Raw genomic sequence first — 12681 nt, 5'->3', positions numbered from 1 at the left:
TTCAGGCAAAGCGCATGGCGCCGAAGCAGTGCGGGAGGTGGAAGTTGAGCGCGTCCACCGGCGCCCAGGCGGCCCAGTGGGGATGGGAGGTTTCATTGCCGCATTTGTAGGCGTTCATGCGCCAGCACTGGCCGGAGAGGGGGCCGAGGGGCCCCACAAACGGCTCCAGGAGCCGCACCGGCAGGGCAAACATCAGCCACCACGTCTGCGGCCCGACCTGTTCCGGCTCCACCACCGGCGGCAGGGAGGAGCGGATTTGCAGGCCGTGGGCGTCTTCGGGCCGCCATTTGCGGTATTCCTTGAAGGAGGCGCCCACGCGCTCGGGGTTGGTGATGTAGCAGCAGAGCATGGCGCCGCCGGCGTTGAATTCAAAATTGAAATAGCCGCGGTCCGGGCGCGGTTGGAGGAAGATTTCGACGCAACTGTCGCGATACACCGGATCGCCGAAGCGCGTGTGGCGGCTGCGCACAAAGTGATCGTGCACGGTGAAGCGGCCGTAGAGGCAGGCGTTGTCGTGCAGCAGGCGCAGGGTGGTGACGGGGCGGTGGGGGCTGCTTTCCGGGCGGAAGGCCGCCACGTCCAACGCGGCGGCGGCGGCCCAGGCGTCCTCCGGCAGGGGCAGGTCTGCGGGGGCGGGGAGGCGTGGCACCCATGTTTCTGGACGGGCCGGGTTGGCGGCAATCATGGGGACAGGATGCCGGGACGGGGACGCCGGGGCAAGCCGGCAGGTCAGGCGCGCTGGAAATCGGGGAGGGTGGCGGCGGGGGGCCGGTGTTGCTGGCGCCACTGGCGGGGGCTGAGGCCGAAGCGCTGGCGAAACTGGCGGGTGAAGTAATTGCTGTCGTTGAAGCCGGTGGCGAAGGCAATTTCGGTGATGTTCAGGGAGGAATGGCGGAGGAGGTGCGCGGCATGGTTGAGGCGCAGTTGGAGCAGATAGGCGATGGGGGTGGTGCCGGTGGCGGCGTGAAAGGCGCGCAGGAAACTGCGTTTGGACATGCGGGCCAGGCGGGCCAGGGTGTCGAGGTGGACCGGCTCGCGGTAGTGGGTTTCCAGGTGGGTGATGGTTTCGGCGATGCGCAGGAGGGCGCGGGCGTCGGGATTCCAGGAGCGGCTGTAACAGCGGGAGAGGAAACCGATGATTTGCATGAAGGCCGCGGTGGCCATGCAGGCGAAGCCCGGGGCGCGCTGCTGCAGCTCCGCCTCCAGCAAATCAATCAGGGCCAGCACCTGCCGCAGCTCGTCGGGGCGCAGATGGAGGCGGCTTTTGAACTCGTGCCGGCGGCGCCAGGCCGGTTCCAGGGTGAACAAGGCATGATACCCGGCCAGGGCCGGCAAATCCGCCCAGGGCCAGGGGAGTTTTTCCGGCTGGTACAGGAGGTTGACCAGGCAGAGGTGCCGCAGTTGGGCATAGGTGTGCGGCCGGCCGCCGCTGATGACGAAGACATCGCCGGCGGCCAGGGGATAGGCGCGGCCGCCGGTGACGTGCAGGCCGCTGCCGCCGGTGATGATGACCAGCTCGCTGAACTCGTGGGCGTGGAGGGGGAAGGGCGCCTGGGGCTGGCGGCGCTCGACGGCGATGGGGAAGCCGTCGGCATGAAACCAGTCGCTGGTCTTGAGAATGCGGTGTGACACGACTGGCAATTTTGTGCTGGTATTTGGCGTCATTGTCAAGGCAGCCGCGGCGGGCGGCGGGATAGGATGGGGGCGATGATGCACCCCGGAAGCCCGCCCGCCGCCGCCCGGGAAGGGGGCGGGCGAGAGGGCGTGGTTGGCGGTCACAGATGAACCCGGGCTGAGGCAAGGCGCTTATGGCAGCGAAAACCAAAAAAATTGAAGCGGCGTATCAACTGGCGCGCGAGCAATACGCGGCGCTGGGGGTGGACACGGAGGCGGCGCTGCAACGGCTGGCCACCCTGTCCATTTCCCTGCACTGCTGGCAGGGGGATGATGTGGGCGGGTTTGAAATGGCGGGGGAGACGCTGGGCGGCGGGCTGGCGGTCACCGGCCAATACCCGGGGAAGGCGCGCACGCCGCAGGAATTGCGGCAGGATGCCGAGCAGGTGTTTGCGCTGCTGCCGGGGCGGCATCGGTTTAATTTGCATGCCTCGTATGGCGAATTTCCGGCGGGGCGGAAGGTGGACCGCAACGCGATCGAGCCGCGGTACTATCAGGGGTGGATACAATGGGCGAAAGGGCTGGGCATCGGGCTGGACTTCAACCCCACGTGTTTTGCGCATCCGCTGGCGGCCAGCGGGTTCACGCTGTCGCATCCGGACCGGGGGGTGCGGCAGTTTTGGATTGAGCACTGCCAGCTCTGCCGGGAGATAGGCGCGGCGATGGGCCGGGCGTTGAAAACGCCGTGCGTCACCAATGTCTGGATTCCGGACGGGATGAAGGACGTGCCGGCGGATCGCAAGGGGCCGCGCGAGCGGCTGGCGGCGGCGCTGGATGCCATTTTTGCAAAACCGCTCAATCCGCGGCACAACCTGGATGCGGTGGAGGGCAAGCTGTTCGGCATTGGCGCGGAGAGTTACACGGTGGGGATGCACGAGTTTTATCTGGCGTATGCGGTGAAGAACAAAAAACTGCTGACGCTGGACTCCGGCCATTACCATCCCACCGAGAGCATGGCGGACAAGATATCGTCGGTGCTGTTGTTTGTGGACGAGATTCTGCTGCATGTGAGCCGGGGGGTGCGGTGGGACAGTGATCATGTGGTGATTTTGAATGACGAGCTGCTGAGCATTGCCCAGGAGCTGGTGCGGGGGGATTTTCTGGCGCGGGTGCATCTGGGGCTGGACTTTTTTGACGCGAGCATCAACCGGGTGGCGGCGTGGACGATGGGGGCGCGCAACTTTCTGCGCGCGCTGTTGTATGCGCTGCTGGAGCCGTACCGGACCTATCAGGAGCTGGAGCTGGCGGGTGATTACACGGCGCGGCTGGCGCTGATGGAGGAGGCCAAGACGCTGCCGTGGGGCGCGGTGTGGGATTACTACTGTCTGACGCACAACGTGCCCGTGGGCGGGGAATGGCTGGCGGAGGTGCAACGCTACGAGCGGGAGGTGTTGGCGCGGCGCGCCTGAGGCGGTGCGCGGCGGGCGGTGGGCGGGCTTTTGACGGGATGAAACATTCATGAATCTGGGACCTTTTTTTGGTGTTTTTCTGCACTGGCTGGGCGGGCTGGCGTCCGGCAGTTTTTATGTGCCGTACAAGGCGGTGCGGCGGTGGGCGTGGGAAACCTACTGGCTGGTGGGGGGGTTTTTCTCGTGGATCATCATGCCGTGGCTGCTGGCCAGCTTGATGACGGAGAACCTGGTGGGCGTGCTCCGGCAGCAGGAGTTCAAGACGCTGTGGTGGACGTATTTCTTTGGGGCGCTGTGGGGTTTTGGGGGGCTGACCTTCGGGCTGACGATGCGCTACCTGGGCATGTCGCTGGGCATGGGGGTGGCGCTGGGGTATTGCGCGGCCTTTGGGACGCTGGTGCCGCCCATCGCCAAAGCGTTTTTTCCCGAGATTCCGGTGGAGAGCAGCTTTGGCGACATTATCGGTTCGACGCCCGGGAAGGTGACGCTGCTGGGGGTGGTGGTTTGTCTGGTGGGCATCGGCATCGCCGCGCTGGCGGGCCTGACGAAGGAGCGCGAGATGCCGGAGGCGGAGAAGAAGAAGGCGATCGCGGAGTTTCATTTTACGCGGGGGATTCTGGTGGCCACGTTTTCGGGCATCATGAGCGCCTGCTTTGCGTTTGCCCTGACGGCGGGCAATCCCATCAATGAGGCCTCGCTGCAGGCCGGCACCCCCAAGATTTGGACCGGCCTGCCGAAGCTGGTGGTGGTGTTGCTGGGGGGGTTCACCACCAATTTTGTGTGGTGCGTGCTGCTGAATCTGAAAAACGGGACCGGCTACCAGTACTTCAGCCGGCATCTGCGGCCCGAGCACGCGCCGGCCACGCCGGGCGGGGCTGGCGCCGCGCCCGGGGATGAGGCGCTGCGGGTGCCGTGGCTGCGGAATTTTCTGTTCAGCGCGCTGGCGGGGACGACGTGGTACCTGCAGTTTTTCTTTTACACCATGGGCGAGACGCAGATGGGGAAGTTTGGGTTTGCGAGCTGGACGCTGCACATGGCGAGCATCATCATCTTCAGCACGATGTGGGGGTGGATCTTCCATGAATGGAAGGGGGCCAGCCGCCGGGCGCACGTTTTGATTGGGACGGGCATCGCCACGTTGATCCTGTCCACCATCATCATTGGATACGGCACCTATTTGAAAACCCGGATGGGCGGTGGCTGAGCCGGGGCGATTCCAAACTTGCAGTGCATGGAAAGTTGTTACTGAATACGATTTAGAGTTATGCGTACACACCTCCTGCTGTGCTGGCTGGCCTCGGTCTCCTGGCTGAGCGCCGCGCTCGTTCCCCAGAACCTGCGTTGTGAATATCTGGAAAATCCGGTGGCGGTGGAGACCACCCGGCCGCGGCTGAGCTGGGAGGTCAGCTCGGCCGCGCGGGGCCAGTCGCAGACGGCCTATCGGGTGCTGGTGGCCAGCTCGGCGCGCAAGCTGGCGGAGGACATGGGCGATTTGTGGGACAGCGGCAAGGTGGCCAGCGGGCGCAGCTCGCAGATCGAGTACAACGGGCGGCCGTTGCGCTCGCGGCAGGAGGCGTATTGGAAGGTCAAGGTCTGGGACAAGGACGGCCTGCCCTCCGAGTGGAGCCGGCCGGCGCAGTGGACGATGGCGCTGCTGGAGGCGTCCGACTGGCAGGCCGAGTGGATCACGTTCACGCAAAAGGCGCCGTTTCACACCAATCGCGCCGAGTTGTACCTGCCGCCGGCCCGGTATTACCGGCGCGAGTTCGTGCCTTCCCGCCCCGTGCGCCGGGCGCTGCTGCGGGCCACGGCGCTGGGCCTGTATGAGATGCAGCTCAACGGCCGGAAGGTGGGCGAGGCTTATTTCACGCCGGGCTGGACGGATTATCGCCAGCGCGTGTACTACCAGACGTATGATGTGACCGCCCTGCTCAAGCCCGGTCCCAATGCGCTGGGGGCGGTGGTGGCGGAGGGGTGGTACTCGGGCTACCTGGCGTACGGGCTGCTGGTGGGCCTGGGGCCTTACAAGACGGGGCGCGACATTTACGGGCGCACGCCGGCGCTGCTGGCGCAACTGGAGCTGGAATACGGCGACGGCTCGCGGGAGATTGTGCCCACGGATCTGACGTGGAAAACCACCAGCCTGGGGCCGGAGCGGGAGGCGGACATTTTGATGGGGGAGGTTTATGACGCGCGGCTGGAGATGCCGGGGTGGTCCCGGGCGGGGTTTGACGATCGGCAGTGGGAGCCGGTGTTGCCGGCGGCCATTTACCGCCATGAGCTGGCGCCGTTTTACGACAACGAAGGCCGGGTGCGCCCGATGGATTTTGGTTTCATGCGGCCGGCCAAAATGGAGGCCTACCCGGCGCCGCCGGTGCGGGTGACGCAGGAGTTGAAACCGGTGCGCATCACCTCGCCCACCAATCAGGTGTATATCTTCAACCTGGGCCAGAACTTTGCCGGGATCGTCCGCCTGAAGGTCAAAGGGCCGGCCGGCACGCGGATCCGGCTGCGTTACGGGGAGATGCTTTATCCTGACGGCCGGTTGATGACCGAAAACCTGCGCAAGGCGCGCGCCACCGATACCTACATCCTCAAGGGCGATCCCCGCGGCGAGGTGTGGTCGCCGCGGTTCACCTTCCACGGGTTCCAATATGTCGAGGTCACGGGCCTGCCGGGCCGGCCGGAGCCGGATACGATCACCGGCCTGGTGCTGCATTCGGATGTGCCGCTGACCAGCCGTTTTGAGTGCTCGGATCCGGTCATCAACCGGCTGTTCCAGAACATCGTGTGGACGCAGCGCGCCAATTTTCTGGAGCTGCCCACGGACTGCCCGCAGCGCGATGAGCGGGAAGGCTGGATGGGGGACGCGCAAATCTACGCCCGCTCGGCCACGTACAACGCCGATGTGGCGGCGTTTTATTCCAAATGGCTGCGCGAGGTGGTGGAGGCGCAGTTTGATTACGGCCCGTATCCTGATTACTGCCCGTATCCCTTCATGGTGGGGAGGGGCGGGGTGGCCACCGGGTGGACGGACGCGGGGATTATTGTGCCCTATACCGTGTGGAAGGTGTATGGGGACACCCGGCTGATTGAGCGGCTGTGGCCTTCCATGACGCGGTTCATGCAGTGGCGGCGCAAGGTGGCCAGGGATTACCTGGGCATAGCCCACCCCGATGGCAATGGCTATGGGGACTGGCTGAATCTGAATGAGCCGACGCCGCTGGAGTATCTTGACACCATTTACTTCGGCTACACCACCCGGTTGATGGCGGAGATGGCCGCCGCCCTGGGGCGCGCCGAGGAGGCTGCGGATTATCAGGATTTGTTCCAAAAAATCCGCCGCGCCTTCACCGCCAAGTATGTCAAACCTGACGGCTCTTTCACGGTGGATACGCAGACGGCCTACGCCACCGCCCTTTATTCGGGCGTGCTGCCCGAGGAGCTGCGCTCCCGGACCGGCGCGCGGCTGGCGCAGAAGATACAGGAGAAAGATTATCGCATGAGCACGGGCTTTTTGGGGACGCAGCCGTTGCTGCCGGCGTTGACGGCCAGCGGCCATCATGATCTGGCGGTGCGGCTGTTCCAGAGCCGGCGTTTCCCCTCGTGGGGCTTTGAAGTGGAGCAGGGGGCGACCACCATTTGGGAGCGATGGGACAGTTACACCAAGGAGTTTGGCTTTAATGGCGCGGCGGGCAATCAAAACGCCTCGATGAACTCATTTGCCCACTATGCCTTTGGCGCCGTGTGCGAATGGATGTTTGCCACGCTGGCGGGGGTGGATACCGCCCGGGATGGCTTCCGGCAACTGGTGCTCAAACCGCATCCGCCCACCCCGGGGAGCAACCCGGAAAATCCGCCCATTGCGTGGGTCAAAGTTGCCTATCATTCCATCAATGGCCCGGTCTCGGTGCACTGGCGGCGCCAGCCGGAATTGTTTGAATACGAGGTGACCCTGCCGGCCAACACCACCGCGACGCTCCACCTGCCCGCCAACCGGTTGGAGGGAGTGCTGGAGAGTGGCAAACCGCTGAACAAAGCCCGTGGGGTGAAGGTGTTGGGGCTGGAAAACCAGCGCGCCGTGCTGGAGCTGGGGAGCGGCAGCTATCGCTTCACGTCCGTGGTCACGCCGTAATTTTTCCCAAAGCGGCTCGGCACGTCGTATGCTGTAAATGCAGGCATGCGAATCGAGCTGCAATTGGTTGAGTTTGAGCGGGGCACCTGCGCCATCATCCCGGTGGCGGCCGCTCCCGCCCGGCTTGGGTTGGTTAACCCATTGGCCATCAGCCGATTTGCGATTTCGCAAGCTGCCAGTGGGCTGGAAAATGAAGACTGGGGTGAGTTGACGGTTGAGGCCGAAAATTCCCCGGCTTTGTGCCAGAATGACACCCGCCTGGCGCAAGAAAGCCGCGAAAACAGCGCGTTGCCTCCAGTGGTCCATGGGGTGCCGGTTGTCTTTGGTGAGCCAGTGGCGTACGAAGTGCCCATAGTGTTTGCAAATTGACCAACCCCAGGCGGGGGAGAGGCCTATGCGGGGGCATGGGTGGCACCACTGAGCAGCGGCCGTTGCTAGCGGGTCATCAGCGGGAGTTCGTATAAATTCTAATTTCTGATCTAAGATAGATTCGGGGGGAAGGGCCTTTATTTGGCCATGCCCAGGAAGCCCACCAGGGTGCAGGCGATGGCAATGAGGGCGGCCACCAGGGATTCTCCCGCCACCAGGCCGGAGGCAATGGGGACGTTGAATTCCTCGGCCGATTTGGCGCGCCATTGGGACCAGAGCCAGACCAGCACGGCGCCGATGGCGAAGGAGAGGCAGTTTTGGAAGGGGATGACCCACGCCAGGCCCAGGCCCATGGCGGAGGGGAGCCAGGGGCGGAGGCGCGGGAGCAATTTTTCCAGGAGGGGCAGGGCCACGCCGAGCAGGGAGCCGATGATGATGGCCACCAGGGCGGTCTTGGGCAGCAGGTGGACGCCTTGCGTCAACAAGTCGGCCACGGCCTTCCACATATAGGTGGCGGGGGGATTGAATTTTTCGAGAGTGGCCTTGTCGGGCACCATGGCAAACCAGGCGGGCACCACCGCCAGCGTGCCGAAGAAGATGCCGATGAACTGGGCGAGGAATTGTTTGCGCGGATTGGCGCCCAGGAGGTAGCCGCTTTTCAAGTCCGTCAGCAGGTCTGCGGAGCTGCCGCCGGCCGCGGCGGTGGTGCCGGCGGACATGAGGTTGATGGTGATGTTGCCCTTGGCGCCGGGGAGCACGGCATAGAGCAACTGGGTGACTTTGCCCATGGCGCCGATGGGGGTGGTATCGGTTTCGCCGGTGGCGCGGCAGCAGACCAGCGAGACCACAAAGGACATGACCACCGCCAGCAGGCCCAGCCACAGGCTGATGTGGAAGGCCAGGAATTGCACGATGACCAGCCCCAGGGTGATGGGAATCAAGCCGGCCACCAGCCAGGTGGCGGGCACTTCAATGGCGGCCAGGCGGTCCGCGGTGGCCGTGGGCTGGCCGCGGCGTTTGAACACTTGAAAGGCGCGCGCCAGGGTGCGCCACTGCAGGGCCACGGAGGTGAGGCTGGAAAAGACCATGATGGCCGTGCCGCCCCACAGCGCCCAGCGGGTGGGATTGAGCACGCCCTGGGGATTGATGGTGAAGGAGGGCACGAAGCCCGGTGTGCCGGCGTGGGCGAAATCGAGGGTCAGCAGGTAGGGGGTGACCAGGAAGTAGAGCAGCGCGGAGCCGAGCAGCATGGAGAGGGAGACGCGCAGGCCCACGATCATGCCGGCGCCGATCAAGAGCACGCTCGGCTCGAAGGCCAGGCCGGAGAGCTGGTAGGGATAAACGGGCGACCAGCCGGCGCGCAGGGCGATCTGCTCCGGGATGTGCAGCCATTGATGGAGGCTCTGCAGCCGCGGCCCCAGCCCGGCCAGCCATTGGTCCAGCGGGACGTGCAGGCGCTGGCAGAAGGCGGCGAATTTTTCCGAGGGCTGCCAGTCTTTGAGCTGGTCAATCAGGGTGTAATAGGAGCGGAGGAAGCCCACCAGGCCGCCGAAAGCGAGGGCGTAGATGAGCGAGTAGGCCTTGCGCAGGGCCTGCTGGCCGTGGGAGTAAAGGCTCCGCAAGGTTTCGGCCGCCGCAATGCCGCTGGGGAATTTGAGCTGCTCGTAGTTGATCATCTGGCGTTTCATCGGGATGGCCAGAAACACGCCCAGCGCGGCCGTCAGCAGGGCGAAGGAGGCCACCACCACATAGGGGCGGTGCTGGCCCTCGATGAGCAGCAGCGCGCCAAAGGCCGTGCCAATGGTGCCGCCGGTGGAGTAGCCCGCCGCGGAGGCGGTGGATTGCATGCAGTTGTTTTCCAGAATGCTCATGGGCGTGAGCCGCCCGCGGCTCAGGGCGCGCAGCGCATTCCAGATGACAAACGACAGCACGCAGGCCGTGATGGCCACGCCAAAGGCCCAGCCCAGTTTGAGCGTGGTGTAGAGGTTGGAGATGGACATGAACATGCCCAGGATGCCGCCCATGAGCACCGCCCGGAGGGTCAGTTGTTTGACTTTGTCGCCCTGGTAGTAATAGGTGTACCAGTGCAGATCCATCTCCTCCGGCGTGGCGTTGGGCGGCAGGGGGGGGATGTTCTCCGGGGCGGGCGCCGCCGGCGGTGTGGCATCGCGGTTTTGGGGGTCGGACATGGGCGACAACAGGGGAGGGGGGTTAGGTGGGTTGGGCGGGTGGGGCCTGCCCGGCCTCCGTTCGGGCATATAGGGGTTGGGCGCTCAAGGTGATTTGCTGCAGGCCGTGGGCGGGGGAGAGGAGCACCTCCCAGTCGGTGGCGTGATGCGCATAGAACAGGCGCACCTGGGCGGCGGTTTCGTCCCGCCAGACCGGCGGGCCCAAGAGGGCCGCCAGCGCGGTCTCGGGCAAGCCGCCGTGCAAATCAATCGGCCCGCCGCGAAAGCGGCAGGGCCCGGCAAAAGGCGAGAAATGACCGGCGGGGTCATGCCAGTAGATCCGCCACTGCCGGAGCCGTTGATGCGCGACTTCCGCTTCTGCGCCGCGGGTGAAGTAACAATACCGGCCCGCGGCGGCGGCGGCGGCCGGATCTTCGCCCGGCCCCAGTTTCCACAACAGGGTGGCGGGATCGCGCAGGGCCACCCCGCCCACCGCGGCCCGGTCCAGGTCCAGCTCCCACGGCAGCTCGACGTTGGCGCGCCAGCCGCCGGCTTTGACCTGGTATCGGACCAGAATCCCCATGCGCCGGAGAAGCGTTTAGCGGGCCAGCGCCGCAAAGCGGGCCGCCGCCATGTCCCATTTATCGAGGTCCGCCGGCTTGTACTTGCGCATTTCACTGGAGCGGCGGATGACCTCGCGCATTTCGGCCAGCGTGCGCACTTCGCCATCGGCGCGCACCTGGGTCATCAGGTTGCCGAGGGCGGTGGCCTCCACGGGGCCGGTGAGCACCGGCCGGTTGCAGGCGCTGGCGGTGAACTGGTTGAGCAGCGCGCTCTGGGAGCCGCCGCCCACGATGTGGATGATTTCGACGCGCTGGCCGTTCAATTCCTCCAGCCAGCCGAGCACCTGCCGGTAACGCAGGGCCAGGCTTTCATACGCGCAGCGCACCAGCTCGCCTGCGGTGCGGGGGATGGGCTGGCCGGTTTCGCGGCAATACTCCTGGATGGCCGCCCGCATGTCTTTGGGATTGAGAAAACGCGCGTCGTCCGGGTTGACCAGGGAGCGGAAGGCCGGCGCCGCCGCCGCCAGGCGCACCAGCTCGGCGTAATCGTAGGTTTTGCCCTCGGCGTCGTAAGCCGCCTTGATGCGCTGGACGAGCCACAGGCCCATGATGTTTTTGAGCAGGCGGTAGGTCCCGTCCAGGCCGCCCTCATTGGTCATGTTAAACTCCAGTGTGCGCGGCGTGAGCGAGGCCTGCGCCACCTCGGCTCCCATCAGGGACCACGTGCCGGAGCTGATGTAGGCCCAGTTGACTTTGCCCGTGTGGGCGGTGGGCACGCCGGCCACGGCGGCGGCGGTGTCGTGCGCGGGCGGCGCCACCACCTTGACCCGGGCCAGGCCGGCGGCCTCGGCCACCTCCGGCCGCAGCGGCCCCAGCTCCGTGCCGGGATGCACCAGCGGCGGCAACATGCCCACCGGCAGGCCGAAGGCCCGCAGCAGACGGCGATTCCAGTCGCGCTGGAGGGGGTGCAGGCATTGCGAGGTGGAGGCGATGGTGAACTCGGCCACGCGCGCGCCGCACAGGCACCAGTGGAAATAGTCCGGCATGAACAGCAGGCAGTCGGCCGCCTCCAGCAATTCGGGCGCCTGCCGCTGCCAGGCCAGCAGTTGAAACAACGAATTGAACGGCAGGAATTGCAGGCCCGTCTGGGCAAAGATTTTCTCCCGCGGCACGCGCCGGAAGGCGCGCTCCATCATGCCCTGCGTGCGGGCGTCCCGGTAATGATACGGCAGGCCCAGCAGCTCGTTCTGGCGGTTGAGCAGCACAAAATCCACCCCCCAGGTGTCCGCGCCCACCGAGACGAGGCGCGGGCCATACTTGCGCGCCGCCAGCGCGAGCCCCTGTTGAATGGACTGCCACAACCCCAGCACGTTCCAGCGCAACGTGCCGCCCACCGTCACGCCGCCATTGGGGAACCGGTGGACTTCCTCGAGCTTGATTTTCCTGCCGTTCCACAGGCCGGCCATGACCCGCCCGCTTTCGGCGCCCAAATCCACCGCCAGATAAACACGTGTCGCCATAAATCAGGATTGCTGCCGCCTAAATTGCGGGCTTTGGCCGGCGATTTCAAACGGAAAATCGGGCGATGCCGGCCAAGGCCGGGCCGTGAGTGGCCCCTTGGGATGAAGCCCAAAGGCAGGAGCCCCCGCCGTAATAACGAGCTGCTCCATGCTCCACTGGCGGAATTGGAGTGGCGAATGGAACGCAGGCTGAACGCGATCGCACCGTCCCCCCCCGCGGCGGTGGGGAAAACGATTTGCGTTCACGGTGCCAAACAACCGCGTGGAAACTCTCTACCAAAACGGAAAATGCAGAGGGGGAAATGCAAAGTGCAAAGTGCAAAATGCAAAATGCAAAACCGGAGAATTGTCGCAGGCGGATGTGTAAAATGGTGAGTATCAGTCCTGATGGTTAATCCCTGCCGGATTGGTTTGGCTTCGGGGGGGGACGAAGCCTGTTTGATGACGTGAACGCTTGGGAAACCTCTCGCGGGGGGGGCACTCAGAGCGAGCTGGTCTATTGGGGCTGGACGGTCGCCAACATCCCGGTGATGGCTCTCGACCCCGACCAGCTCTGGGAGTATGACCCTGCCACTCCCCTCTACTACCTCGACTGGCACCGTGACCTCCCGCCCGAAATCACGGCGGTCGTCCACCAGGCGGCGGCAGCCATTGCGGCTAAAGGGTCGGCAACCTCGGCGTCCAGGTGAGCGTCGTGGCCACCGTCAAGTTCCAGCCAGTTCAGGTAACGCTGCTCTTGACGAAGCCAAAGAGCCGTCGTCCGCGATCACCCCGGCCTAATCCCATCTGCTCAGTTGAGCAAGAAGCGATCGCCGGGTTTTGCCTGGCATGGGCAACCCAGGT

At 65.1% G+C, this 12681-nt stretch carries 10 protein-coding genes; 5 read left to right on the top strand and 5 right to left on the bottom strand.

Annotated elements, in window-relative coordinates:
- Position 1: 1 nt before the first annotated feature.
- Both N3J91_09660 and N3J91_09655 read right to left on the bottom strand, forming a co-directional pair.
- Positions 2-685, bottom strand: coding sequence for a carbohydrate-binding family 9-like protein (locus N3J91_09660; protein ID MCX8156696.1), 684 nt, complete (start codon positions 683-685; stop codon positions 2-4).
- Positions 686-729: 44 nt separating this feature from the next.
- The gene (locus N3J91_09655; protein MCX8156695.1) at positions 730-1665 is read right to left on the bottom strand and encodes a helix-turn-helix domain-containing protein; all 936 of its coding nucleotides are present in this window, start codon (positions 1663-1665) and stop codon (positions 730-732) included.
- A 143-nt stretch (positions 1666-1808) separates the two neighbouring features.
- Between N3J91_09655 and N3J91_09650 the strand changes: the two genes are divergently transcribed.
- From N3J91_09650 to N3J91_09635, 4 genes are read left to right on the top strand one after another with little or no spacing between them, the layout of a single operon-like run.
- On the top strand, positions 1809-3083 hold the full coding sequence (locus tag N3J91_09650) for an L-rhamnose isomerase (GenBank protein MCX8156694.1): 1275 nt from the start codon (positions 1809-1811) through the stop codon (positions 3081-3083).
- A 49-nt stretch (positions 3084-3132) separates the two neighbouring features.
- On the top strand, positions 3133-4287 hold the full coding sequence (gene rhaT / locus N3J91_09645; GenBank protein ID MCX8156693.1) for an L-rhamnose/proton symporter RhaT: 1155 nt from the start codon (positions 3133-3135) through the stop codon (positions 4285-4287).
- 60 nt (positions 4288-4347) lie between these two features.
- Positions 4348-7218 (top strand): glycoside hydrolase family 78 protein, encoded by a 2871-nt coding sequence (locus N3J91_09640; protein ID MCX8156692.1) that lies wholly within the window; start codon positions 4348-4350, stop codon positions 7216-7218.
- A 45-nt stretch (positions 7219-7263) separates the two neighbouring features.
- Positions 7264-7587 (top strand): hypothetical protein, encoded by a 324-nt coding sequence (locus tag N3J91_09635; protein MCX8156691.1) that lies wholly within the window; start codon positions 7264-7266, stop codon positions 7585-7587.
- A gap of 137 nt (positions 7588-7724) precedes the next feature.
- Here N3J91_09635 and N3J91_09630 read toward each other — a convergent pair whose 3' ends face one another.
- Genes N3J91_09630 through N3J91_09620 form a run of 3 tightly spaced genes read right to left on the bottom strand, consistent with a single transcriptional unit; the run spans position 7725 to position 11838 of the window.
- Positions 7725-9776 carry an OPT/YSL family transporter gene (locus tag N3J91_09630; GenBank protein MCX8156690.1) on the bottom strand — a complete coding sequence of 684 codons (2052 nt, stop codon included), beginning with the start codon at positions 9774-9776 and terminating at the stop codon, positions 7725-7727.
- 22 nt (positions 9777-9798) lie between these two features.
- On the bottom strand, positions 9799-10338 hold the full coding sequence (locus N3J91_09625) for a hypothetical protein (protein ID MCX8156689.1): 540 nt from the start codon (positions 10336-10338) through the stop codon (positions 9799-9801).
- A 15-nt stretch (positions 10339-10353) separates the two neighbouring features.
- Positions 10354-11838, bottom strand: a complete 1485-nt coding sequence (locus N3J91_09620; GenBank protein MCX8156688.1) for a rhamnulokinase — start codon at positions 11836-11838, stop codon at positions 10354-10356.
- A 446-nt stretch (positions 11839-12284) separates the two neighbouring features.
- Here N3J91_09620 and N3J91_09615 point away from each other — a divergent pair, with 446 nt between their 5' ends.
- Positions 12285-12527: a hypothetical protein gene (locus tag N3J91_09615; GenBank protein MCX8156687.1), complete on the top strand. Its 243-nt coding sequence runs from the start codon at positions 12285-12287 to the stop codon at positions 12525-12527.
- Positions 12528-12681 lie beyond the last annotated feature (154 nt).

The organism is Verrucomicrobiia bacterium, assembly GCA_026414565.1.
Taxonomy (GTDB): Bacteria; Verrucomicrobiota; Verrucomicrobiia; order Limisphaerales; family Fontisphaeraceae; genus Fontisphaera.
The sequence above is the reverse complement of the archived record's forward strand: the minus strand, read 5'-3'. Positions and strand labels throughout refer to the sequence as shown.

What these genes read in the sequence shown, in the direction of transcription:
- N3J91_09660 (MCX8156696.1), bottom strand. Translation starts at nt 685, where the DNA reads ATGATTGCCGCCAACCCGGCCCGTCCAGAAACATGGGTGCCACGCCTC.
- N3J91_09655 (MCX8156695.1), bottom strand. Translation starts at nt 1,665, where the DNA reads ATGACGCCAAATACCAGCACAAAATTGCCAGTCGTGTCACACCGCATT.
- N3J91_09650 (MCX8156694.1), top strand. Translation starts at nt 1,809, where the DNA reads ATGGCAGCGAAAACCAAAAAAATTGAAGCGGCGTATCAACTGGCGCGC.
- rhaT (MCX8156693.1), top strand. Translation starts at nt 3,133, where the DNA reads ATGAATCTGGGACCTTTTTTTGGTGTTTTTCTGCACTGGCTGGGCGGG.
- N3J91_09640 (MCX8156692.1), top strand. Translation starts at nt 4,348, where the DNA reads ATGCGTACACACCTCCTGCTGTGCTGGCTGGCCTCGGTCTCCTGGCTG.
- N3J91_09635 (MCX8156691.1), top strand. Translation starts at nt 7,264, where the DNA reads ATGCGAATCGAGCTGCAATTGGTTGAGTTTGAGCGGGGCACCTGCGCC.
- N3J91_09630 (MCX8156690.1), bottom strand. Translation starts at nt 9,776, where the DNA reads ATGTCCGACCCCCAAAACCGCGATGCCACACCGCCGGCGGCGCCCGCC.
- N3J91_09625 (MCX8156689.1), bottom strand. Translation starts at nt 10,338, where the DNA reads ATGGGGATTCTGGTCCGATACCAGGTCAAAGCCGGCGGCTGGCGCGCC.
- N3J91_09620 (MCX8156688.1), bottom strand. Translation starts at nt 11,838, where the DNA reads ATGGCGACACGTGTTTATCTGGCGGTGGATTTGGGCGCCGAAAGCGGG.